The sequence below is a fragment of the Pseudomonas sp. Leaf15 genome (assembly GCF_001421425.1).
Taxonomy (GTDB): domain Bacteria; phylum Pseudomonadota; class Gammaproteobacteria; order Pseudomonadales; family Pseudomonadaceae; genus Aquipseudomonas; species Aquipseudomonas salomonii.
Genome location: NZ_LMKI01000023.1, coordinates 142,441 through 164,871 on the forward strand (window position 1 = coordinate 142,441; position 22,431 = coordinate 164,871).

At 59.1% G+C, this 22,431-nt stretch carries 19 protein-coding genes; 13 read left to right on the plus strand and 6 right to left on the minus strand.

Features of this window, described 5'->3' with window-relative positions; translation table 11 throughout:
* Positions 1–173: 173 nt before the first annotated feature.
* From ASE80_RS16950 to ASE80_RS16965, 4 genes are all read left to right on the plus strand, one after another.
* Positions 174–785: a hypothetical protein gene (locus ASE80_RS16950; RefSeq protein WP_056859944.1), complete on the plus strand. Its 612-nt coding sequence runs from the start codon at positions 174–176 to the stop codon at positions 783–785.
* Between the two features lie 71 nt (positions 786–856).
* Positions 857–1,480, plus strand: coding sequence for a cytochrome b/b6 domain-containing protein (locus ASE80_RS16955; RefSeq protein ID WP_056859945.1), 624 nt, complete (start codon positions 857–859; stop codon positions 1,478–1,480).
* Positions 1,473–2,243: a molybdopterin-dependent oxidoreductase gene (locus ASE80_RS16960; protein WP_056859946.1), complete on the plus strand. Its 771-nt coding sequence runs from the start codon at positions 1,473–1,475 to the stop codon at positions 2,241–2,243. Before ASE80_RS16955 ends, ASE80_RS16960 begins: the two co-directional genes overlap by 8 nt.
* Before the next feature lie 951 nt (positions 2,244–3,194).
* Positions 3,195–3,587 carry a RidA family protein gene (locus ASE80_RS16965; protein ID WP_056860328.1) on the plus strand — a complete coding sequence of 131 codons (393 nt, stop codon included), beginning with the start codon at positions 3,195–3,197 and terminating at the stop codon, positions 3,585–3,587.
* Positions 3,588–3,741: 154 nt separating this feature from the next.
* Here ASE80_RS16965 and ASE80_RS16970 read toward each other — a convergent pair whose 3' ends face one another.
* The 3 genes from ASE80_RS16970 to ASE80_RS16980 all read right to left on the minus strand — a co-directional run bounded on the left by ASE80_RS16970 (position 3,742) and on the right by ASE80_RS16980 (position 6,946).
* Entirely contained in the window at positions 3,742–4,683 is a 942-nt protein-coding gene (locus ASE80_RS16970) for an AraC family transcriptional regulator (RefSeq protein ID WP_056859947.1), read from the minus strand.
* A gap of 26 nt (positions 4,684–4,709) precedes the next feature.
* A complete protein-coding gene (locus ASE80_RS16975) occupies positions 4,710–5,543 on the minus strand; it encodes an oxidoreductase (protein WP_056859948.1) in 834 nt (277 codons plus the stop codon).
* 488 nt (positions 5,544–6,031) lie between these two features.
* Positions 6,032–6,946, minus strand: a complete 915-nt coding sequence (locus ASE80_RS16980; protein ID WP_056859949.1) for a LysR family transcriptional regulator — start codon at positions 6,944–6,946, stop codon at positions 6,032–6,034.
* A 247-nt stretch (positions 6,947–7,193) separates the two neighbouring features.
* On the opposite strand from ASE80_RS16980, the gene ASE80_RS16985 reads away from it, so the two are divergent.
* The 4 genes from ASE80_RS16985 (at position 7,194) to pgm (ending at position 13,521) form a co-directional block, all read left to right on the plus strand.
* On the plus strand, positions 7,194–8,216 hold the full coding sequence (locus tag ASE80_RS16985) for a zinc-dependent alcohol dehydrogenase family protein (RefSeq protein WP_056859950.1): 1,023 nt from the start codon (positions 7,194–7,196) through the stop codon (positions 8,214–8,216).
* Positions 8,217–8,934: 718 nt separating this feature from the next.
* Entirely contained in the window at positions 8,935–10,365 is a 1,431-nt protein-coding gene (locus ASE80_RS16990; protein WP_056859951.1) for a hypothetical protein, read from the plus strand.
* Positions 10,362–11,768 (plus strand): aminotransferase-like domain-containing protein, encoded by a 1,407-nt coding sequence (locus tag ASE80_RS16995; RefSeq protein WP_056859952.1) that lies wholly within the window; start codon positions 10,362–10,364, stop codon positions 11,766–11,768. The genes ASE80_RS16990 and ASE80_RS16995 overlap by 4 nt, the downstream gene beginning before the upstream one ends.
* Before the next feature lie 106 nt (positions 11,769–11,874).
* Positions 11,875–13,521, plus strand: a complete 1,647-nt coding sequence (gene pgm / locus ASE80_RS17000; RefSeq protein ID WP_056859953.1) for a phosphoglucomutase (alpha-D-glucose-1,6-bisphosphate-dependent) — start codon at positions 11,875–11,877, stop codon at positions 13,519–13,521.
* Between the two features lie 115 nt (positions 13,522–13,636).
* Here pgm and ASE80_RS17005 read toward each other — a convergent pair whose 3' ends face one another.
* Complete coding sequence (locus tag ASE80_RS17005) at positions 13,637–14,332, minus strand: pirin family protein (RefSeq protein WP_056859954.1); 696 nt, start codon at positions 14,330–14,332, stop codon at positions 13,637–13,639.
* A gap of 220 nt (positions 14,333–14,552) precedes the next feature.
* Between ASE80_RS17005 and ASE80_RS17010 the strand changes: the two genes are divergently transcribed.
* Positions 14,553–17,000 carry a UvrD-helicase domain-containing protein gene (locus ASE80_RS17010; RefSeq protein WP_056859955.1) on the plus strand — a complete coding sequence of 816 codons (2,448 nt, stop codon included), beginning with the start codon at positions 14,553–14,555 and terminating at the stop codon, positions 16,998–17,000.
* A 138-nt stretch (positions 17,001–17,138) separates the two neighbouring features.
* On the opposite strand, the gene ASE80_RS17015 is transcribed toward ASE80_RS17010, so the two are convergent.
* Complete coding sequence (locus ASE80_RS17015) at positions 17,139–17,411, minus strand: DUF1652 domain-containing protein (RefSeq protein WP_026013572.1); 273 nt, start codon at positions 17,409–17,411, stop codon at positions 17,139–17,141.
* A 256-nt stretch (positions 17,412–17,667) separates the two neighbouring features.
* Between ASE80_RS17015 and ASE80_RS17020 the strand changes: the two genes are divergently transcribed.
* The 4 genes from ASE80_RS17020 to ASE80_RS17035 are packed head-to-tail and all read left to right on the plus strand — an operon-like array spanning position 17,668 to position 21,438.
* Positions 17,668–18,474: a helix-turn-helix transcriptional regulator gene (locus tag ASE80_RS17020; protein WP_056859956.1), complete on the plus strand. Its 807-nt coding sequence runs from the start codon at positions 17,668–17,670 to the stop codon at positions 18,472–18,474.
* A gap of 49 nt (positions 18,475–18,523) precedes the next feature.
* A complete protein-coding gene (locus tag ASE80_RS17025; protein WP_056859957.1) occupies positions 18,524–19,930 on the plus strand; it encodes an NAD(P)/FAD-dependent oxidoreductase in 1,407 nt (468 codons plus the stop codon).
* A gap of 26 nt (positions 19,931–19,956) precedes the next feature.
* Positions 19,957–20,298 carry a cupin domain-containing protein gene (locus ASE80_RS17030; protein ID WP_056859958.1) on the plus strand — a complete coding sequence of 114 codons (342 nt, stop codon included), beginning with the start codon at positions 19,957–19,959 and terminating at the stop codon, positions 20,296–20,298.
* 60 nt (positions 20,299–20,358) lie between these two features.
* Positions 20,359–21,438: a polyamine ABC transporter substrate-binding protein gene (locus ASE80_RS17035; RefSeq protein WP_056859959.1), complete on the plus strand. Its 1,080-nt coding sequence runs from the start codon at positions 20,359–20,361 to the stop codon at positions 21,436–21,438.
* Positions 21,439–21,517: 79 nt separating this feature from the next.
* Here the strand turns inward: ASE80_RS17035 and ASE80_RS17040 are convergent, their stop codons facing one another.
* Positions 21,518–22,303 carry a helix-turn-helix transcriptional regulator gene (locus tag ASE80_RS17040; RefSeq protein WP_056859960.1) on the minus strand — a complete coding sequence of 262 codons (786 nt, stop codon included), beginning with the start codon at positions 22,301–22,303 and terminating at the stop codon, positions 21,518–21,520.
* Positions 22,304–22,431 lie beyond the last annotated feature (128 nt).

Genomic DNA, 22,431 nt, shown 5'->3' on the forward strand with positions numbered 1-22,431 from the left:
CGACATCGGTATCTCGGCTGTGCAGTGTAACGGGATGAGCGGGCGCAGTCGGTTACATTTCTGTCATTCATGGGCAGGGCTGACGAATGACAAAAATGTCATTCGGCGGTCATCGTGACGTCCCGGTCTGCGGTCGAGGATGGCGGCACATCACCCCATGAGGAATCGTCACCATGCAACTAAAAAACGCCTTGTCTACCACATTCGGTTTGTTGATGCTCAGTGCTGCCGTCATTGCTACCGCGGCTGACATGCCGGTGATCAAACCGCTGCGTGGCACGGTGGAAAGCGTCAGCAACAATACGCTGACATTCACTGTCCGCTCCGGCGCCCAGCAGACTATCGGACTGACTGACAAGACCGGTATCAACCGGGTATCGAAGGCCAATATCGAATCGATCAAATCCGACAGCTTCATTGGCTCGGCGGCCATCCCGCAGGCCAACGGAACATTGAAGGCGCTGGAGGTGACGGTTTTTGACGCCAGCCTGAAGGGCAGCGGCGAAGGTCATTATGGCTGGCAGAACGCGGATGGCAGCACAGGCACCATGACCAACGGTACAGTGGGGAAACTGTCCAAAGCTGACGGCCGCACATTGACCGTCAACTACAAGGGTGGCGAGAAACAAATCGTCGTACCGGACGATGTGCCAATTGCCTACGTCGAGCCAGGCAAAGCCGATGAACTGGTCAAAGGTACGAAAATTGTCGTGTTCCCCGCCGCAGATGGAACCACCGCGCGCGGCATTGCAGTTGGCAAGGATGGCTTCCAGCCACCGATGTAATCACCTGAAAAGGCAGGGGCGCTGCCGCTTGGCAACGCTCCGCTACATGGCTGGTTTCGAGGGGGAAACACGTGAGACAGAAAAAGCTTCATCCCTGGCCGGTTCGCCTCACCCACTGGCTCAACGCCGCCTGCATGGTCTGCATGTTCATGAGCGGTTGGGCCATTTACAACGCCTCGCCACTGTTCGGCTTCAGGTTTCCAGTGTCGGTAACCGTGGGCGGGTGGTTGGGTGGGGCGCTGGCCTGGCACTTTGCATTCATGTGGCTGCTGCTGATCAACGGAGCAATCTATGTGCTGTATGGCGTCGTCAGTCGCCATTTCAAACGTGAGTTGCTGCCCATTGGGCTTGTCGCATTGAAGCGTGATTTTACGGACGCTTTGCGCTTCCGGCTCGTGCATGAAAAGGGTGTCTATAACGCTGTGCAGCGCCTGATGTACTGGATGGTGCTGGCAGCAGGCGCACTCGTCGTCATTTCGGGTGTGGCGATCTGGAAACCCATTCAACTTCAAGAGCTGGTCGCGCTACTGGGCGGCTATGACGTCGCTCGCTACGTACATTTTGCGGCGATGGCGGTAATTGCTGCATTCGTCGTGATTCATCTTGGGTTGGTAATGCTGGTACCCAAAACCCTGCTGCCAATGATTTCAGGTGGGGTGCGGTCGCTTGATATCAGGAGAAATGGCCATGACTGAATCCAGAAAAGGAACTGTTCAGCGCGTCAGGCTTGAACCTGCGCAACAGCTTGAGTTGGAGAATATCCAGCGCCGGCATTTCCTTCGTGCCGGCTTGACCGTGGGTGCGATGTCGATGCTGACCGGCTGCAACCTGCAGGACGGCGATCAGGTTGACAAGGTCCTTTGGGCCATGTCGCGCTGGAACGATAGGGTCCAGGCATGGCTGTTCAGCGGACAGAAACTGGCGCCGACCTTCACCCGCGCGCAGATCACTACGCCATTTCCGTTCAACGCATTCTATGGCCAGGACGATATCCCTGAAGTGGACCTCGCCAGTTACTCGCTCGCCGTCTCCGGCCGGGTCAGGGACAAGGCTCCATGGACACTCGAAAGCTTGCGCAAACTGCCGCAACGTAGCGATATCACCCGTTTGATCTGTGTTGAAGGTTGGAGCGCCATAGGACAATGGGGAGGTGTACCGCTCAAAACCTTTCTGGAACACATCGGTGCCGATACCACAGCGAAATTCGTCGGTTTCAAATGTGCTGATCGCTATTACTCCAGTCTGGACATGCCGACGGCCTTGCACCCACAGACACTGCTGGCGCTGGATTACGCTGATGTCGCGTTGCCGCCCGAGTACGGCTATCCGCTGCGGGTTCGAGTACCCACCAAATTGGGCTTCAAAAACCCCAAGCATGTTGTCGAGATTTTCGTGAGCAACGACAACCCGGGCGGGTATTGGGAAGACCAGGGATACAACTGGTTCAGCGGGATCTGATGGCGCAAAAACTGAACAGCCACGCCAGGAATGCTGGCGAGACTCATGACACCAGACCTGATATGAGGCGTCCCCATGACCTATATATCTGCGGTACCGCCAGCTTCATCAGTGTTACCGACTTCAGAAAACAAGAAGCGGGCAACGACCCATAGTGCAGATTTCCAATCCCAATTGCAGGCTCAGTCCAGATCACCTGTGCAGGAGCCGGATACAACCCGCGCTCATCTGTTATCGGAATCGACCACAAACCTGTCATGCCGGCCGGAGATGCGAGCGCTGCTTCAATTGTTGCCATGGCGAAGGAACGCCGACGGTTCTTTCAGCAGACCGGGCCGATCAGTGCCAGGTACGCGAGCCAGTGGCTTGGATATTGCGGACTTCAACTTCCCTGATCGAAACATTCTGGATAGCAGTGAGATTATCAAACACACCTGCGGAAATGAGGAGGGTAGACGGCCCTACTCAAAGTCCTTTGATGAGCGAATCGTGTGTACTTTCAATGGCGAGGAAAGCGAATTCTCTTCTGATGTGATCTGCAAAGAGGGATTGAATGCGTTCGCTACCGCAGTGGCTCTTTCCCCGATAACCCTCACCTGGTTACCGATTGAGATTGTTAGAGCACCGCTACGGTCGCCTGGCGTACGGATTTTTCGCCGTCGCAAGTCCTCTTCAGTCGAGAGCCACCTTCTCGACAAGTCAATTTCAGAGTAAGGGCGTTAAACGGGCGGATCTCGATAGCTCTTTCGCCGCGGGGCTAGTATTTCTATCGAGAAAGCAGCTACGCCAATGCGCGTCTTTATTTATTAGTGGTCTGTCGTTCGCTTACTGGCCGGGGTTTCTAGAGTGGCGAATGCGGTTTTATGAGGCTGAGTCCCAGTGACCCGATTGGACGCCGTTCTGGCACGTGAGTTAGCTTTCGTATCCGTTTATATTTTGGGCTCCACAACCATGACTGATCGTCAGATCATTGTTCCAGATGGCATGAGATTGCTCTGCGAGCATGCTGGTTATGCACCAGCTGTAAAGGTAGGAAAGACTCTTTACTGCGCTGGTCAGGTAGGCCGGACGCCGGAATTATCAGTTATCGAAGACCCAGAGCAGCAGTTTTTGGCAGCTTGGGACAATCTCCGGCTCGTCTTGGAAGCCGGCGGGTGCGAATTTGAAGATGTCGTCGAAATGACAACTTATCACGTCGATATGCACCGCCACATGCCAATTTTTAGACGCGTGAAGGATAAAGTCTTTCCTCGGAGTACTTGTGCATGGACATGCATAGGTGTCGGTGAACTGGCTCGCCCCGGCCTTCTCGTGGAGATCAAATGCATCGCCGTAGAGCGATAGCTTTTCTGATAGGCCCCTGAATATACAAATCCTGGATGGGTGTTTATCTATGCGGCAGCAGATGTGACACTTCACTCGCCCGTTGTGTCGGCAGGCACGCCATCCGCACGTTCCCACGCCTACTGGCGACGGGCAAGACAGGATTGTTTGAAACTCAGTGTGATGACACGAAGGGCGACGGGGTTGTCGGTGCCGGCAACGTATAAGCCTGCTTCATCCGCGCCACCTCCGCTATTGGCGTGCGTCCGAAGAGGCGCTTGAAATCGCGGCTAAATTGCGAAGCACTTTCATAACCCACCAGAAATGCCGACTTGGCCGCTGTCAGGTCGTTACGCAGCATCAGTAATCGCGCTTGATGCAACCGCGTCGACTTGAGGTACTGCATAGGCGAGGAATCGGTCACCTTGCGAAAATGCAGATGGAAGTTAGGCACGCTCATCTGCGCTTCCTGGGCGAGGATTTCTACATCCAGATGCTCGTGGTAACAGCGGTGGATTTTGTGAATGGCGCGCGTCACCTTGCCGAACTGACCCTGCTGGGCGATAGCCGCGCGTAGGGTACCGCCTTGTTCGCCAGTGAGAATGCGGTAGTAGAGTTCGCGCAACATCGCTGGTCCGAGGATTTGCGCGTCGGTGCAGTCGCCCATGACTTCCAGAAAACGCAGGGTCGACTGGCGCAGCGGTTCGTCCATGGGCGAGGCGTACATACCCATAGGCTGAGCCACGCGGATGTTCCATACCTCATCTACCTGCTGAATCAGCTCGCCGGCCAGATTGAAATCCAGACGTATGTACACCGCCAGCATTGGCTCCGCCTCGCTAGCGTCGGTCTCCATTGTAAAAGGCACTGGCACTGACACCACCAGATAATGCTGGGCGTCATAGATGTAAATTTCATCACCCAGATAGCCGCGTTTCTGCCCCTGACAGAGGATGACGATGCCCGGCTCATATAGAACCGGGGTGCGCTTCAGCGGCCGGTTGGAACGCAGAAAACGCACATCATCCAGCGGACTCAGGTTGTAACCCTCCAGCGGTGCAAGCTGGCCCATCAACTGCACCATACGCGCAGTGCTCGGGTCCTTGGATTTCGGCATCGATTGTACGTTCTCCACTTTTATGCTCAGCCGTCCGTGGAACAGCTCAGCGCTTCCCATTGCTCAATACTCTCCGCCGTCCGCTGCAGCTTGTCACGCACCAGAGCCAGGGCGTCGCTGCCCAGCAGCAGTTGAGCCGGCGGATTAGGGCTGGTGATAATAGTCATCATGGCGCGTGCGGCTTTCTGCGGGTCGCCCAGTTGAAGGCCGCTTTTTTCCTCACGGGCTTTTCGCACCGGGTCGAAAGTCGCATCGTAGTCACTGATGCTGCGCGGCGTACGCTGCATCGAACGACCTGCCCAGTCCGTTCGGAAAGACCCCGGCGCCACGGCCGTTACAAAAATATTGAAGGGCGCAAGCTCTTTGTTCAACGTATCAGAGATGCCCTCCAGGGCAAATTTGCTGCCGCAGTAGTAAGCAATACCTGGCATGGTGATATAGCCACCCATGGACGTGATATTGAGGATACGTCCCGCCCGCCGCTGGCGAAAAAAGGGCACAAACGCCTTGGTCATCGCCACCGCGCCGAATACATTGACGTCGAACTGACGGCGCATTTCCTCCAGCGACGACTCCTCGAAAACCCCTTCGTGGCCATAACCCGTGTTGTTAACCAGCACGTCCACCGGGCCATACTGACCCTCAATAGCGGCGACGACGGCGTCGATGGCATTAAAGTGGGTAACGTCCAGCACCACGCCATGGGCTCTCTCAGGCAAGAGCGCCTGGAACGTTGCCAGAGAGGATTCGCTGCGAACAGTGCCGATCACTCGATGGCCCTGAGCGAGAGCTTCCTTAGCCAGGGCCTGGCCAAAGCCGCTACTAACGCCCGTGATAAAAATGGTTTTTTCTGCACGCATGGGGCGCACTCCTGAATATATAAGGTCAGGCTATGCTAGGGCGGAGAGTGGGTGGGAACTATGCCTGATTCGATTTTAGTATTGCCTGATTCTATCGGAGTGCTCGGTGAGCAACCTGAAATCTGCTGGCAAAAAACGAGGCCAAAGGAAGAAAAACGACGGGCTTATTTACCTGCTCTAATGTCTGCTTCGTGTCGCAAGTCGTTTTTCGGTAACGCTGATGTGCATGCGGTCTGGCCGAAGGTGTCGCACCTGCGCTCCAAGGTTTTCGCATTGGCAGTAAAGGCTGCGCGCGCAGTTAATCGCCGAACAGATCGAACATCAGGTGCCTGAACCATTTATTGACGGGGCGCGGTTGTATTTGCTGGGCCAGAATAAATTGATGGCGATTTCGGTGAGGCAACGGGACTGGCGGGCTTGCAAATGAATGGATCTCCATGCCCATGAAAAGCCAGAAATGCTCAGCTAAACAGCCTGCCAGACGAAGCCTAAAGGCTCTCAGGGGCGCCAAAAAACATCTGAATCCTCGACCTCAACCACCGCTCCCCCGGATCATTATCCTGCGACCCACGCCACGCCATGTGCAACTCAAACGTGCGCACCGGCAACGGTGGGTCTTCGGCGCGCAACCCGCCCGCTGCGGTCAATGCCTCGGCGGCGTAGTCCGGCACGGTGGCGAGGATGTCGGTGCCCGCCAGCAATGTGCCCAGCCCGTTGAACTGCGGTACGGCCAATACCACGTGGCGTTTGCGATCGAGTTTTTCCAGCTCTTCGTCGATAAACCCGCTCAGGTCGCCTGCGAAGGACACGAGGGCGTGGGGGCGGGCGCAGAAGTCGTCGAGGCTCAGGGCGCCGGGCACGCTGTCGGCGCGCAGCAGTTTCGGCAGGCTGCGGCGCAGCACTTTGCGTTTGGCGTTGGCCGGCAGGTCGGCGGTGTAGCTCACGCCGATGGAAATTTCCCCGGAGGCGAGCAGGCCAGGCATCAGGATGTAGTTGACGCGGCGCACCACCAGCACGATGCCTGGCGCTTCGGCGCGCAGGCGTTTGAGCAGTTGCGGCAGCAGGGCGAATTCGACGTCGTCGGACAGGCCGATACGGAACACGGCGGTGCTGGTGGCGGGGTCGAATTCGGCGGCGCGGCTCACGGCGGTGGAGATCGAGTCCAGGGCCGGGGAGAGCAGGGCGAAGATTTCCACGGCGCGCGCCGTCGGCTCCATGCTGCGCCCGGTGCGCACGAACAGCGGATCATCGAACAGCCCGCGCAGGCGCGACAACGCCGCGCTGATGGCCGGCTGGCCAAGGAACAATTTCTCGGCAGCGCGGGTCACACTGCGCTCATGCATCAAGGTTTCGAATACGATCAAGAGGTTAAGGTCGACACGACGCAGGTCGTTACGGTTCATCTTGTGTCCTGGAAGAGTCAGCAAACTTGACGTGAGCGGCCACATGTAAACAATGACCGGCATGAATCTTACGGGGAAAGGCTGGTACTCTGCACCGGATAATTGAGTTTTCCTACGATACTTGGGGTGAATGCCTCACTTGCGGAATCAATGACAGACATGTCGACTATTAATGGCGACCGGTGGCCTTACCCGGAAAGCCCAGATAGAGTTCATGGCATTAGAGGTTACTTTGACGAGGTTTGCGATGTCCCGCACGATCCGTTTTCACAAGTTTGGTCCGGCCGAGGTGCTCAAATGCGAAGAGCATGCAGCCGCACAGCCCGCACCGGGCGAAGTGCAGGTGCGTGTCGAAGCGATTGGCATCAGCTGGTATGACATTCTGTGGCGCCAGAACCTGGCGTCCTCCCATGCACGTTTGCCGTCCGGCCTTGGCCATGAGATGGCCGGTGTGGTGGTGGCCCTCGGTGAGGGCGTGGATGACTTGGCGGTAGGCGATAAAGTCGCCAGTTTTCCGGCCGAAAGCCCCAATGATTACCCGGTATATGGCGAGCAAATCGTATTGCCGCGCTCGGCATTGACCCTTTATCCGGATGTGCTGAGCCCGATTGAAGCCAGCGTGCATTACACGCCGCTGTTGATCGCCTACTTTGCCTATATGGATCTTGCGCGGGTCAAACCCGGCCAGTTTGCCCTGGTGACTGACGCCAGCCACTGTGCCGGCCCTTCGTTTGTGCAACTGGGCAAGGCGCTGGGTGTTCGGGTGATCGCCGCCACCAAGGACAGCGCCGAGCGTGAGTACCTGCTGTCGCTGGGGGCCGAGAAGGTCATCGTCACCGAAGAGCAGGACCTGCTGATGCAAATCAACAAGTTCACCGATAACCGCGGCGTGGATGTGGTGTTCGACGGCTTGGGCGGTCCGCAGATGTCGTTGCTCGGTGATGTGCTGGCGCCCCGTGGCAGCCTGGTGCTCTACGGTTTGCAAGGCGGCAACCAGACGCCGTTCCCGGCCTGTGCAGCGTTCCAGAAGAACATCCAGTTCTTTGTGCACTGTATCGGTAACTTCACCGGCAAGCCGGAACTGGGCATCATTCAGGACCACGTCGCCTTGCAACGCGCATTGCGTGACATCAACCAACTGACGGCCGACCGCGTGCTGGTGCCACTGAAAACCACCGTGTTCGCCTTCAGCCAGTTTGTAGAAGCGCACCGTTACATGGATGAATGCCCGTGCCGCGAGCGTGTTGCGTTGCAGGTTGAGGCTGTTTGAGGTGTAGGAAGATTCGTAAATGAGTTTTGCTAACCCTGGGCGCATGGGGCAAATGCGCCATATGACAGGGTTGAATCCGCGCGTTGTCTGAAACGCGCCACGGCCGTCCGGTCCCGCAAACGATGCCCTTTTCCCCGCCGCCGCCCTGAAATCAGCGCGGCGTTGTTGTGTCTGTGCCCTGCGCATTTGCCCACGTCATTATCTGAACTGCTTTTCGGCCAGCTTCTGTATCTGTTAATCATTATTTCAGCCCTGATAATTGGCACTTCACTTTCAACTCAAGGACTGAGTAATGAATGATTTTCGGATTCATCAGCGGGTACTTCCTGCAACTACGAGTGGCGCAGCCTCTGCCAGGACGCGAGGCGATTGGCACTCCAAGGGCGGATTTCAAACGATGCATGACTGGAGATTTAAGTTTGACAAGTTTTATTTGTCAGATAGATCTTTGAATTCAAGGTTAAAGCGTTGTAGGAGCCTGTCTGAATATTCCTAGGAGCATTGCTGCCAATCGCCAGGATGCTGTGGTACGGCGCTTTCGCCCCAGAGATGCTGGGAGAAGAGCCGCCTGAGCAGCACTTATCGATTTGTAACCGGGTGCTAGTGTTTATCTGTCGCACACACTGCACCACAGGCAACGTTCTTACCCATGCAATAGATCGGGCAACTACGCTCGGTAGTTGTTTTGAACTGATATTTCAACTCAGGTAGTAGAACTATGAGCGCTATTCACGAGCAGGCCATGAATTATGTTTACCAGCAAGTTCAACAACGCTTGGTTGGGTATTTCACACGCGCGGAGCGCACTGCACTTCAATTGTTGATTCAGCGTATTGTCGTGGCCGCTGGCGGCATGGAACAAGTGGGCGATTACAAAGTGCTGGTGGCCCATGGCGGTGGTGAAGTCAGCAGCTACACCTTGGCGTTACTGCGTGCTGCACAATTGAGTATTGCCGCGCGTGCGCCCAGGACCTTCCAGCTGCGGGTGGCGACATTGCGCCACGCGGGTATGACGCAAGACACACTCGAGGCGATTCATCGCGGTTACAGCCGGCTGTTTTTCCATGATGACGACCGGGTCGAATTGTTGATGGTCGAAAACGAACAGGTGTTGCCCTTCAACCATCAGCGCCCGGCCTCCAGCCGCGGCTGTGAAGCTCACCAGCGCAACATGCTGATGGTGGGGCATCTGACCTCCGGCGATGTGCGCGCCACGCTGTGCAACGATGCCTACCTGGCACTGGGGGATTTCTATCAGCGTGTCACCGCCTGGAACGGTGGCGTGCACGCACTGGTCAGTGGCGATTCCGCACGCAAACAGAGCCAGCTGCTGGCCTGGCTGAAAAAAGCCGCCCAGGCCAAAAGCGTCAAGGCTGCCAAGGGTAAGCCGACCTCGCTTGGCGGGTTGTTTACGCGCATGGATGAGTGGAGCGGCGACTTCTACCGTGACCTGTACGGCGAGCACTATGTGCCCAAGGCTGACGTCAGCACGGGTGGGTATCGCCACCTGGCCTATATCGGTATTGCCGACTTGCTCGAAGGCATCGACCGCGCCAGTGCACCGTTGCTCGTCGATTTCATGGCTTATAGGCCAGACCCGCTGGGCTTTCACTTCAGCCACCCAAGCTTTGCCAACCCGCCGTTGATGGCACACCTGCGCGGCTTGCAGGCCGAATGCCTGCGCGAGCTGCATTACGAGGAGGGCGTCGAGGAGTTCCTCGAGCAGGCGCGCAATTACCTGCGGCGTCGGCGGGTGCCCGAAGAGCTGGTGAGCCAGGTGGCCAATCGCGGGGAGCGGGCGTTGTCGAGCAGCCTTGCCCAGCAATTCTTCGGTTTGGACGAGAACCAACTGGTCTGCCTGCTGTTTTCGCCTTTCATTCATCACGGCGAGCGGCTGGAAGGCTATTTGCGTCAGTGCCACCCTGGCATGCTGGTGGCATTGCCTGAACTGCACAAGGTCTTGCAGGGCAAACCGGCAGCCGAGATGCTGCAGCAATGGGTCGCCGATGCCAGCGGGTTGCCGTTGCCTTTGCTCCAGCATCTTTACCGCAAGCGGCCGATGAACCTGGCCCCCGGCGGTGCTCGCAATGCGCCGGTGCACAGGTCTCAAGCCCGTGATGGCATGGCCTTTCAGCTGTCTGGACGATGACGCTGCGGGGCGCACGGCAGGCTGATTTTGCTTATCAGGCGGTTTATCGCTACATGATCAACCTGATTAACGAAGTCAGCACGGATACGCGCGTAAAGCTGCCGTCGCTGCGCCAGTTGTCCCAGCGACTCAACGTGTCGATCTCCACCATCCAGTATGCGTATTCGCTGCTGGAAAAGGAGGGCCGGGTGTATTCGGTGGCCAAGTCGGGGTACTACGCTTGGCCGCTTGCCGCTGGCCCAGTGGCGTGCCCCAGCGGGGATTTGCTTGAACGCCTGTATATGGCGTCCCGGCGCCCTGGCATGACCGTGCTCAGTGGCGATGAACCGGCCTTGCTGGCCTCACTGGACGGCACCTTGCTGCGCCTCGAGCGCGAGTTGGTGCGTCAGTATCCAGGGCATCTGCAGCCTTGGTCGCAACCTTGCGGGGTGTGGGAGCTGAGGGCGGCACTGGCGGCTCGCTACACCTCATCACCGACGCGCTGCTGGCAGGCTGATGACGTGTACATCGGCGCAGACGTGCGCGGTGTGCTCGACATCCTTATCGAGGTATTGGGCTTGCGCGGCGCCTCGGTGGTGGTCGAATCGCCCTGCGAGTGGTCAATCCTGCGCCTGCTGCAGGATGCCGGGGTGCGTATCCTTGAGCTGCCCTGGGGCAACGATGGCCGCCTGGAACTGGCCTTGCTCGAAGGGATGCTGCGTACCGAGTCGGTGCAGTTGCTCGTGCTCTCGTCGTCGCTCAGCCTGCCGTCCGCCTTTGCCTTGCAGCCTCAAGACCGCCTGGAGCTGGCACAACTGCTCGATCGGTACGATTGCTGGCTATTGGAAAACGACACCTGCGGCGAATTGGGATTCAAGCCGGCACCGGTTGCCCTGCGCGACCTGGTCAACCCTGAGCGGTTGGTGGTGTTTGCCTCTTTCGAGAAAATACTCGGCCCAGAGGCGCCGTTTGGCTACGCATTGTCGCGGCACTTGAGCGCTGAATTGCAGCGACAGTTCCTGCTGCGCTCGTTCCGACTGTCCGCCATTCGCCAGCGCGCGATTGCACGCTTGTACCTGAGCGGCAAAATCGACCAGCACCTGCACCACTTGCGCGGGCTGCTGCTTGAGCAGGCAGGCGAAATGAGCAAACTGCTGGGCCAGCATTTGGGTGATCTAGTGACTTACCGAATGCCGGCGGGCGGGGCGACCTTTTGGTTGGGCGTCACCCGGGCGGTGGACATGCGCAAGGCTTTCCACTACCTGCTGGCGAGGCAGGTCGTCATGGCGCCCGGTGAGCTGTTCAGCGTGTGCGGCCTGCACCACCAGCATCTGCGGTTGAGCAACACCTTCCACGGGCAGCCCAACCTGGACAGTGCCCTGGCATTGGTGGGCGAGGCGCTGCGGGATGCACAGATCAGCTAAATGCATGAAACTTCTCTGTGACTTGTAGGATCAATACCGTCGCGCAGTAGTCCAACTCTCAGTAAACTGTCATTTTTTCCGAATCCTTCTTCTTCGAGGTTTATGCATGACAATCAGTCCTTTTGCGGGCAAGCCGGCGCCAGCTCAATTGCTGGTGGATATCCCGCGACTGGTCACGGCCTATTACACCGGCCAGCCTGATGCAGCGATCTCCACCCAGCGCGTGGCCTTTGGTACTTCCGGGCACCGTGGCAGCTCGTTCGAGCTGAGTTTCAACGAATGGCACGTGCTTGCTATCAGCCAGGCCATCTGCCTGTACCGTGAAGCCCAGGGCATCAACGGGCCCTTGTTCGTCGGCCTGGACACCCACGCGCTGTCGACCCCCGCAGGCGCCAGCGCGCTGGAAGTGCTGGCCGCCAACGGCGTACACGTGATGCTGGCCGAAGGCGATGAATACACGCCGACCCCGGCCATTTCCCACGCCATCATCTGCTACAACCGTGGCCGTACCAGCGGCCTGGCAGACGGTATCGTGATTACGCCGTCGCACAACCCGCCACAAAGCGGCGGCTACAAGTACAACCCGCCCAATGGCGGCCCGGCCGATACGCACGTTACCAAGTGGATCGAAGCCAAGGCCAATGAGCTGCTGGCCAACAAGCTGGCCGGGGTTAAACGCATTACCCACGCCCAGGCGCTCAAGGCCGATACCACCCATCGCCATGACTACCTCAACAGCTACGTGGCCGACCTGGTCAATGTGATCGACATGGACGCCATCCGCAGCGCCGACCTGCGCCTGGGCGTGGATCCGTTGGGCGGAGCAGGGGTGCGCTACTGGTCGGCGATTGCCGAGCACTACCGTTTGAACCTGGACGTGGTGAACACCGAGGTCGACTCGACGTTCCGCTTCATGAGCGTCGACTGGGACGGCCAGATCCGCATGGACCCGTCCTCCAGCTATGCGATGCAAGGCTTGATCGGCCTCAAGGAGCGTTTCGACGTCGCCTTCGCCTGCGACCCGGACCACGACCGCCACGGCATCGTGACGCCATCCGGCGGCCTGCTGGCACCGAACAACTACCTCGCGGTGTCGATTGATTACCTGTTCCAGAACCGCCCAGAGTGGCGCGCCGACGCAGCCTTGGGCAAGACCGTGGTCAGCAGCGGCTTGATCGATCGCGTTGCGGCGCGTATCGGCCGGCGCCTGTTTGAGGTGCCAGTCGGCTTCAAGTGGTTTGCCGATGGCCTGTTCGAAGGCTCGCTGGGTTTTGGCGGCGAAGAAAGCGCCGGTGCCTCGTTCCTGCGCAAGGACGGCACGGTCTGGAGCACCGACAAAGACGGCTTGATCCCGGCTCTGCTGGCGGCCGAAATGACCTCGCGCAAAGGCCAGGACCCCAGCCAGATCTACCGTGGCCTGACGGATGCGCTGGGCGAGCCGTTCGCGATTCGTGTCGACGCCAAGGCGACCCCGGCGCAGAAAGCGCTGCTGGGCAAGCTGTCGCCTGCGCAGGTCACCTCCACGCAACTGGCCGGGGAAAGCATCGAGCAGATCCTCAGCCATGCGCCGGGTAACAACCAGGCAATCGGTGGTTTGAAGGTGATGACCAAAAACGGCTGGTTCGCCGCACGCCCATCGGGCACCGAGGACATCTACAAGATCTACGCCGAAAGCTTTGTGGGTGAAGACCACCTCAAGCAGTTGGTGGAAGAGGCGCAGGTGCTGGTAGATGGCGCCATCAGCGCCAACTGACGCAATGTGGGAGCTGGCTTGCCTGCGATAGCATCAACTCTGTGTACCTGATGTACCGAGTTGTGCGCATCGCAGGCAAGCCAGCTCCCACAGTTTGTTGGGTTCGGGCTGAAGGTCAGGCCAGGTCTACTAACACGATTTCGCTGTCTTCAACCGCTGTCACCCGCAACACCTGCTCATCTTCCACCGCCACACCGTCTCGCGCTTGCGCACGCAGGCCATTGACTTCAATCACCCCCGTCGCCGGCACCAGATACGCCCGGCGCCCGCTGTCCAGCCGATACTCGGCGTTTTCCCCAGCCTTCAGGTTAGCCGCCACCAGACGTGCGTCCGCCCGAATGCGCAAGCTCTCAGTGTCACCGGCCTTGCCACTGGCCAGGGTCACAAAGCCCTCACGATTGCCCTTGGGAAACGGCTTGGCACCCCAGGAAGGCGGCAGCCCGGCCTCATTCGGGATAATCCAGATCTGGAAGATCTTGGCCGGCGTGGCTTCCAGGTTGTATTCGCTGTGGGCAATCCCGGTGCCGGCACTCATGACCTGTACGTCACCCGCTTCGGTGCGGCCTTTGTTGCCGAGGTTGTCGGCATGGCTGATCGCGCCTTCACGCACATAGGTGATGATTTCCATGTCGCGATGCGGGTGCTGCGGGAAGCCCGTGCCGGGCGCAATGATGTCGTCGTTCCACACCCGCAGGTTGCCCCAGTGCATGCGCTTGGGGTCGTGGTACTCGGCGAAGGAAAAGTGATGATGGGCATCGAGCCAGCCATGATGGGCGTCGCCCAGGGTAGTGAAAGGTCGAAGTTCGAGCATGATGGGTCTCCTGTGGATGGTGGCTATCATCCAACAGCACATGATCGATAAAAAGCGTAAAAAATGCCGGATTCCAATCTGTTTATTCGATTGATTGCTGGCGTTTTGACTTTTACTTCATCGCCTAACTGCATGACAACAAAGCAATTGGCTGGAACTGCGCGCCGATTCCGGCGACCATGGCACCTTCGCCAGAACCAACCTCATCGCTGGAGTCCGCGTGCCGCAACAAACGCCTGATCTGCCCCCCGAACTGCGTCCCCTGGCAGAAATGCCCCTGCTGAAACGGCTCGCCGCCCGTTTGTTTGGCCATGGCCTGACGCGCTTGCGTGCCCAGCATCGGTTTTCCTGGCTGCACGGCCAGGCGGACGGCTTTCGCAGCGGGCACGAAGCCGGCGTGGAATATGGCTACCGCGAGGGCAAGGCCGACGGGATCGAGGAAGGGCGCCAGGTGTTGCTGATCCGCGACTTTCGCCCGGACGAGCACCGCGCGCCGGGTGTGGATGACAGCCTGTTCGACGATTGGCGCCTGCCGCTCACGGCCGACGTCAAAAAACGCATGAAGGCTGACGTAGCACGCTTGCTGCCGGCTCACGCCCAGCCCAGTGCCGCGCAGTGGAAGATGATCTTCAGTGATACCCCTTCGACCTCGGTGATTGCCGGTGCCGGGGCGGGTAAGTCCACCTCGCTGGTGCTGCGCATCCTCTTGCTGAGCCACTATCTGGGCTTTGAGCTGAGCTCGATGACCGTGGTGACCTTCACCCGCGAATCGCGCAAAGACTTCATCAACAAGCTCATGGAAATTCTTGGCCTGTGGGGCCAGCCTCTTGATTTCAAAGAAGCTCAGGCCGTGGTGCGCACCTTTCATTCACGCATTCTGCCGATGGTGCGCAGCCTGCCAGGCTTTGAGCGGCTGCAAGCGTTTGAAAACCTCAGCAGCGGTTTCGAGGATGCCGACAGCAACCCCTTCGACCTGCGTATCAGTGACGCCCAGCGCCAGCAGATGAACACCTGTTATCACCGCCTGCATGGCCGCCATGCACGCTTTCGCGAGCTGATCGCACCGCTGGCCCGCCATGGCCTGCAACTCAAGGAACTGGAGCGTGACCACCCCGACGTGCAGAAGCGTATCGCCGTCACCGAACTGGCGGCCAAGCGCGATGAAGAACTCTGCGATGTGATCGAGGACCTGTGGTTTCGTGCTGGCGCCTGGCCGATCAAGGGCATAGAACCGAGTCGCCAGACCTTCGAAATCAATGGTGCGCTGTTTCACAGCCACGGCTACATCCCGGATCTGGATGCCTGGGTGGTGCTGGGTTTTGATCCGCGGGAAAACCCTCAGATCAGCCGGCCCAATTCAAAGCTTTCGGTGCGGGCCGAGTGGGCGGTTAAACGCACCCTGTTTCAAGCTTTCTGTCGCAAGCCATTGATATGGCTGGATAACTACGAGTCATCAAAGCGCCTTTTAAGCAGCCTGGCGGGCGACGCCAGCGCCGGGCCTGGCTTTGATTACAAGGTCAAGGGCGAGTTGGCCTCGGCGCCGCTGCTGGACAGTTTCGTCATGGCTGCCGGGTTTATCGAGAACCTCGGGCTGGATGTGCCCACGGCCGTTGGCCAAATGAGCTTCGCCAAGGACGACCCGGACCGCGGCTACTTTGAAGCCTTGAGCATTTTCTGGAAGGCGCTGGAAGATCACTTGCTCGATCAATCGCCGCCGATCATGACCTATAACCGCATGTTCTCGCTGTTCGGTGAGAACACCCCGGAAAACCTCAAACTGCTCAGCGATCCACTGCTGCGGCCGATGTCGCACCTGATGATCGACGAGTTTCAGGACGTTTCGCCGCAGATCGTCTCGTGGATTCGCGCCAGCCTGCGCGAGATCCGCAGCCGTGGCCCGGCGATGCATGTGGGGCGTGGCGCGCAACGCTCGTCCTTGCTGTGCGTGGGCGATGACTGGCAGTCGATCTATGGCTGGCGCGGCAGTTCACCCCAGTACTTCATGGCGTTCAACCAGGAATTCCCGTCGCCCGGCACCACCCGCGTGATGCTCAGCGAGAATTACCGCAGCCACCAGCACATCATCGACGCCGCCGAACATGTGGTGCGCGCAGCCCCGGCGATCCCCGGCAAGAAGGCCAAGGCCAGTGGCGAGCCCAAGGCTTTGCAGCCCGTGGTGGTACTGGAGCGGGACGATGCCGCACTGGGGCGGCAGTTGCTGGAGCACTATCAACGCGGTAATACAGTGCTAATGCTTTATCGAAAAAGTAGCGATAAGTTATTGATACAAGAGCATATTCAGTCTGTAGTTAATGTAGATTCCAGCTTGCCGCCACAAGACCGCCGGCTCAAACAGCTGACCTATCACAGTGCCAAGGGCCTGCAAGCGGACGCTGTTTTCCTGCTTGGGGATTGCCAGCACGTCACCAGCTCGCCTTACAAAAACCAGGTTTACCGCATGGCGGGCCTGGGCAAGGACGGCGACAGCGAACCCTACGACAGCGCGCAGAAAGACGAAGTGCTGCGCCTGGCGTATGTCGGGATTACCCGCGCGGTGAGCCACTGCTATTGGTATGTGGAGAAGCCGGAAGGCCAGGGCGTGAATGTGCCAAGGGCTTCGGAGCGGGTTGATGGGCGCAAGGCGTTTTTTGATGACCGACGCAGCTAGCAGCTATACACAATTCCCAATGTGGGAGCGGGCTTGCTCGCGAAAGCGGAGTATCAGTGACAGATGTATCAACTGACAAAACGCCTTCGCGAGCAAGCCCGCTCCCACATTAGATAGTCATCGCCTTATAAATGAGCGTTAGGCCCGCAACGACAGCGGCGGCACAAAACACTCCAGCTCATCCTCCACCGCTTCGATAATGCGCTCCACATCCGCCGCATTCATCACCGTGGCGCAAGGAATGCCGGCAATCGCGATCAACGTCTCGCCGCTGGCCCGGTCGAACAGGCGGGCGACCATGCTGCCGGGCGCGTCCATGCTCCCCTCGAAGCCCATCGGATGAAAGTGCCAGCGCATCAGTTGGCAGGCATTGGGAAATGTCACTTTGTTCATGTTGCCCACCTTGTTCATTGAGCGCTTCCTTTAGCTCGCGGCAGGGGGCCATGACCTTCACTGGTCGTGGCATCAAGAAGTTCAAAATAGCATTCGTTCGCAAGCGCGCGGTGACTTTTTAGGGGCCGTTCGGCAGTTCTTTCGCGATTATATGACATGGGTCATGTCTTACTCATGACTAGGCAAAAGGCCACTAGTCAGAAGTTCCAATTGACCATTGAATGCCGCCGGCAAATTCGGCAATCTCCCAGGCATTCCCGCCGCAGAGCCTTCCATGCCGCCCGTCTTGAGTGAAGAGTGCGAACAAACCCAAGCCACCGGCGATCTGGTGTTGCGCCATCACCTGTGCTGGCGCCATCGCGACCTGGATGGCGTGATGTCCTACTACCACCCCGACATTCAGTACCACGACTTCTTCCAAAACCGCGTGATAGGTCAGGCCGAGTTGCGCGAGTACCTGCAAGCCAGCATGCCGCGTGGCGCCGACGAGGCGATCGAGCACATCGACCGTATTCGCGCCGACGGCGACACCGCGTTTATCCAGTACCGCATTACGCTGCGCGGCGGCCAGGGCCTGGTGTCATTTCGCACCAGTGAGGCAATCACCGTGCGCGATGGGCTGATCTGGCGCGTCAACGAGTACGCCTCCCTGGTGCATGAGCAGCCGACCCAAACCCTGCGCCCGACAGTCAGCCGCCTGGGCCTGTCGCCCCAACAATTGGGGCATATGGCCAACGATCTGCAGCAGTACTTCGAACTCAAGCAACCCTATCTCGACCCGGAGCTGGACCTGCAACGTGTGGCCAATGAGTGTGGCTACAGCCGCAACCAGATTTCCTACCTGCTCAACCAGGTGCTGGGGCAGAGCTTCTACCGTTACGTCAACCAGGCCCGGCTCCAACACCTGCTGGCTGCGCTGGACAAGGTTGTGCCGCCGATAAAGGTCGATGACCTGGCCTTTGCCGCCGGTTTTAATTCGCTGTCGGCGTTCTACAGCGCGTTCCGCCAGCACACCGGGCAATCGCCCAAGGCCTACGTCAAACAAATTTCTCTGCGTGCACGCGCGCAAGACAGCCCATAACGCCGCGCTCTAGGATCCAGCCTATCGAAATGAGGTTGGGGAGCTTGGCATGCCGGCATGGCGCAACATCAGTTTATGGATGGACCAGTTGGACGACCCGCTGGTGGCGCGGCCGTCCCTTGCGCACGACCTGGACGTCAATGTGGCGATTATCGGCGCCGGCTATACCGGGTTGTGGACCGCCTACTACCTCAAGCGCCAGGCCCCGGAGCTGAAGATCGCGATTATCGAAGCGCAGACCGCAGGCTTCGGTGCGTCTGGCCGCAATGGCGGCTGGCTGATGGGCAACCTGTTGGGCGAAGACCGCCTGCTGGCCGGCCTGTCACCGACACAACGGCGCGCCTCGTTTGACCTGTTGCATGGCATCCCCGACGAGGTTGCCCAAGTGCTGGCCCGTGAAGGCATCGACTGCGACTACCGCAAGGGCGGCGTGCTGTACTGCGCGGCGCGTTACCCGGAGCAGGAAGGCAGCCTGCGCCGATACCTGGACACGCTCCACGCCCAGGGCCTCACCGAAGCGGACTACCGCTGGCTGAGCCCGCAACAGCTGGCCGAGCAAATCCGCATCGCCAAGCCGTATGGCGGTATCTATGCGCCCCATGTCGCAACCATCAACCCGGCCAAACTGGTACGCGGCCTGGCGCGAGTGGTGGAGAGCATGGGCGTGACGATCTATGAGAACAGCCCCGTCACCCATTGGCAGTCCGGCAGCGTGCGCACGGCCAACGCCAGCGTGCGCGCCGCGTGGGTGGTGCCGGCGGTCGAGGGTTACGCCACCACGTTGCCGCCATTGGGGCGCTATCAATTACCCGTGCAAAGCCTGATGGTCGCCACCGAACCATTGCCGGCCAGCACCTGGGATGAGATTGGCTTGAACCGGGGCCAGGCCTTTGGCGAAAGCAGTCGCCAGGTCACCTACGGCCAGCGTTCGGCCGATGACCGCCTGATATTCGGCGCCCGCGGCGGCTATCAGTTCGCCGGCAGGCTGCGCCATAACTTCGACCTGAGCACCGACGAAGTGGAGCTGCGTCGCTACCTGTTCAGCGAACTCTTCCCACAGCTCAAACACGCAAGGATTACCCACTCCTGGGGCGGCAACCTCGGCATGTCGCGCAACTTCCGGCCGCACATGCTCTGCGATCACACCACCGGCATCGCGCTGTCCGGCGGTTATGGCGGGGAGGGCGTCGGCGCCACCAACCTCGGTGGTCGTACGTTGGCCGACATGATTCTGGGCCTCGATACGCCGCTGACCACCCAGCCCTGGGTTATCCGCGAGCGTGGCCTGGACGCGCTCAAGGCCTGGGAGCCCGAGCCCTGCCGCTGGCTGGGTTACAACGCGATCATCCGCAGTTTTGTCCATGAAGACCACGTGTTGGCCAACCCCAACAGCGCGCCGTGGCGGCGCAAATTGGCGACCGGCGTGGCCGGGTTCATGGAAGGTTTCATGCACTGAGACGTTTCACTCACACGGGAAAACCCATGAGCATCACTCACTTCAAAGACGCGCTGAATGCCCACCTGCCGGACTCCTCACCGGTGGCCGTGCCCTTGGGCGAGCCCATCGCCGTGGCCTCGACCTTAAGTGTTGAGCGCAGCGATGGCGTCGAAACCGGCATCTGGCAATGCACGCCAGGCCGCTGGCGTCGGCAGATCAAATCCCAGGAGTTTTGCCACTTCATCCAGGGCCGCTGCACCTTCACGCCGGACAACGGCGAAGTCGTTCACCTACAAGCCGGCGATGCACTGATGTTGCCGGCCAACAGCACCGGCATCTGGGACATTCAAGAAACCGTGCGCAAGACCTACGTATTGATGCTGTAACGCTTTGATCCTTGATCGCCTGCCATAAAAACAGCCCTAAAACCGCCAGGAAATCGAACCATGAAAGCCATTGCCCTGTTGCCCTTGATGTGGGTGGCCGCTATCAGCCAGGCCGCCGAGACGGTGAAGATCTACAACTGGTCGGACTACATCGCGCCGGACACCACCAAGAACTTCCAGAAAGAAACCGGTATCGGTTTCACCTACGACGTATACGACAGCAACGAAACCCTCGACGGCAAGTTGATGACCGGCAAATCCGGCTATGACGTGGTGTTCCCCTCCAACCACTTCATGGCCCGGCAGATCCAGGGCGGCGCCCTTAAAAAGCTCGATAAAAGCCAGCTGCCGAACTGGAAAAACCTCAACCCGGTGTTGCTCAAGGCCCTGCAAAACAACGACCCGGGCAACGAGCATGGTTTCCCCTACCTGTGGGGCAGCACCGGCATCGGCTACAACATCGACAAGGTCAAGGCGGTGCTCGGCGATAACGCGCCCGTCGACTCCTGGGACCTGATTTTCAAACCCGAGAACATGGCCAAGCTGCAAAAATGTGGCGTGGCGATTCTCGACAACGGCCCGGAACTGCTGCCGGCGGCGCTCAACTACCTGGGCCTGCCGCCCCACAGCAAGAAGGCCGAGGACTACAAAAAGGCTGAAGAGCTGCTGATGAAAGTGCGCCCGTATGTGGCCTACTTCCACTCCTCGAAATACACCGCTGACCTGGCCAATGGCGACATTTGCGTGGCCGTCGGCTTCTCCGGCGACATCCTGCAGGCAGAAAGCCGCGCCAAGGAAGCCAGGAACGGCGTGAACATCGGCTACAACATTCCCAAGGAAGGCGCCGCCATCTGGTTCGACATGGTCGCCATGCCCGCCGATGCCCCGAACGAAAAAGCCGGCTACGCGTTCATGAACTACCTGCTGCGCCCGGAAGTGATGGCCAGCATCACCAACTACGTGCACTACGCCAACGGCAACGCGGCGGCTGACAGCCTGGTAGACCCTGCAATCAAGGCCGACACCAAGGTGTACCCGAGCCCGGAAATGATGGGCAAGTTGTTTGCACTGGAAGCAATGCCACTGAACATCGACCGGATTCGCACGCGGGTGTGGAACACCATTCGTACCGGGCGCTAGGCGTCACACTGAGCCCCCTGTTTGATCGTTCCCACGCTCTGCGTGGGAATGCAGCCAGGGACGCTCCGCGTCCCGGTTTTCAGGGATTTTCCAGATCATGCCCCAACGACTGGATAAACAACGAAAACAGTTCCGGCTGTGACGAAATATCCAGCTTTGCGTACAGGTGTCGCCGGTGCACCTTCACGGTGTCCGGCGAGATCTTCAAACGCTCGGCCATGGCCTTGGACGAGAACCCGCGCAATACCAGGCGCGCCACTTCCAGCTCGCGTTCCGACAGCACACCGCTGCCAAAATGGCTCAGCGCATCGCGAATTTGCGTGTCCATCGCCGGTGCACGCTGGGTGCTTTGCTGCCAGTGCTGCTGCATCAGCGGCAGCACCCAGGCCGCCAGTGTGGTCATTAACCCGGTTTCTTCAAAGTTGAAGCGCCGCTGCATGCCCAGCGATAACGACAGCGTCCCCGTACCCGGCAATTGCAGAATGAATTGCACCTCGTCTTCCAGCACGTTGTCGTGGAAGTAGTTGAGGAAGTATTCACTCTGGCGAAAATGGTCCGGTGCCACTTCCTCCAGGCGATACACGCCGCTGGCATAACCTTCGCGGTAAGCCTGGTAAAACGGGTCGATCAGGTACAGGCCATTGAGGTACACCAGCATCGAGGCCGGTTTGCTGCTGGGCTGGGCGTCAAACTCTTCCAGGGCCAGGGGCGGACCATCGAGGGGATAAAAAATCGCCAGGGCGTTATCGAACGGCAGGCATTGGTGCAGCAACAGCACCAGCTGTTTCCAGAAGCGCTCGCTGCCCAGGTGTGCGACGGTGCGGCCCAGGCCAGCATGCATGCCGACCTCTCTGAACAGGCTCATAAACACGGCTCCAGCCCTCAATAGATCGGCCAAGGGTTCGGCTTTTGCCGCGTATCGTCAAGGGGAGTACGCCAATAGGGGAATTGGCCTGAATAAACACAGCGTTTACTTTTCCGTCATCCAGCGAG

What these genes read in the sequence shown, in the direction of transcription:
- ASE80_RS17005 (WP_056859954.1), bottom strand. Translation starts at nt 14,332, where the DNA reads ATGCTCGAACTTCGACCTTTCACTACCCTGGGCGACGCCCATCATGGC.
- pgm (WP_056859953.1), top strand. Translation starts at nt 11,875, where the DNA reads ATGACAATCAGTCCTTTTGCGGGCAAGCCGGCGCCAGCTCAATTGCTG.
- ASE80_RS16990 (WP_056859951.1), top strand. Translation starts at nt 8,935, where the DNA reads ATGAGCGCTATTCACGAGCAGGCCATGAATTATGTTTACCAGCAAGTT.
- ASE80_RS17035 (WP_056859959.1), top strand. Translation starts at nt 20,359, where the DNA reads ATGAAAGCCATTGCCCTGTTGCCCTTGATGTGGGTGGCCGCTATCAGC.
- ASE80_RS16985 (WP_056859950.1), top strand. Translation starts at nt 7,194, where the DNA reads ATGTCCCGCACGATCCGTTTTCACAAGTTTGGTCCGGCCGAGGTGCTC.
- ASE80_RS16975 (WP_056859948.1), bottom strand. Translation starts at nt 5,543, where the DNA reads ATGCGTGCAGAAAAAACCATTTTTATCACGGGCGTTAGTAGCGGCTTT.
- ASE80_RS16980 (WP_056859949.1), bottom strand. Translation starts at nt 6,946, where the DNA reads ATGAACCGTAACGACCTGCGTCGTGTCGACCTTAACCTCTTGATCGTA.
- ASE80_RS17030 (WP_056859958.1), top strand. Translation starts at nt 19,957, where the DNA reads ATGAGCATCACTCACTTCAAAGACGCGCTGAATGCCCACCTGCCGGAC.
- ASE80_RS16950 (WP_056859944.1), top strand. Translation starts at nt 174, where the DNA reads ATGCAACTAAAAAACGCCTTGTCTACCACATTCGGTTTGTTGATGCTC.
- ASE80_RS16995 (WP_056859952.1), top strand. Translation starts at nt 10,362, where the DNA reads ATGACGCTGCGGGGCGCACGGCAGGCTGATTTTGCTTATCAGGCGGTT.
- ASE80_RS17025 (WP_056859957.1), top strand. Translation starts at nt 18,524, where the DNA reads ATGCCGGCATGGCGCAACATCAGTTTATGGATGGACCAGTTGGACGAC.
- ASE80_RS16960 (WP_056859946.1), top strand. Translation starts at nt 1,473, where the DNA reads ATGACTGAATCCAGAAAAGGAACTGTTCAGCGCGTCAGGCTTGAACCT.
- ASE80_RS17020 (WP_056859956.1), top strand. Translation starts at nt 17,668, where the DNA reads ATGCCGCCCGTCTTGAGTGAAGAGTGCGAACAAACCCAAGCCACCGGC.
- ASE80_RS16970 (WP_056859947.1), bottom strand. Translation starts at nt 4,683, where the DNA reads ATGCCGAAATCCAAGGACCCGAGCACTGCGCGTATGGTGCAGTTGATG.
- ASE80_RS17015 (WP_026013572.1), bottom strand. Translation starts at nt 17,411, where the DNA reads ATGAACAAGGTGGGCAACATGAACAAAGTGACATTTCCCAATGCCTGC.
- ASE80_RS17040 (WP_056859960.1), bottom strand. Translation starts at nt 22,303, where the DNA reads ATGAGCCTGTTCAGAGAGGTCGGCATGCATGCTGGCCTGGGCCGCACC.
- ASE80_RS16965 (WP_056860328.1), top strand. Translation starts at nt 3,195, where the DNA reads ATGACTGATCGTCAGATCATTGTTCCAGATGGCATGAGATTGCTCTGC.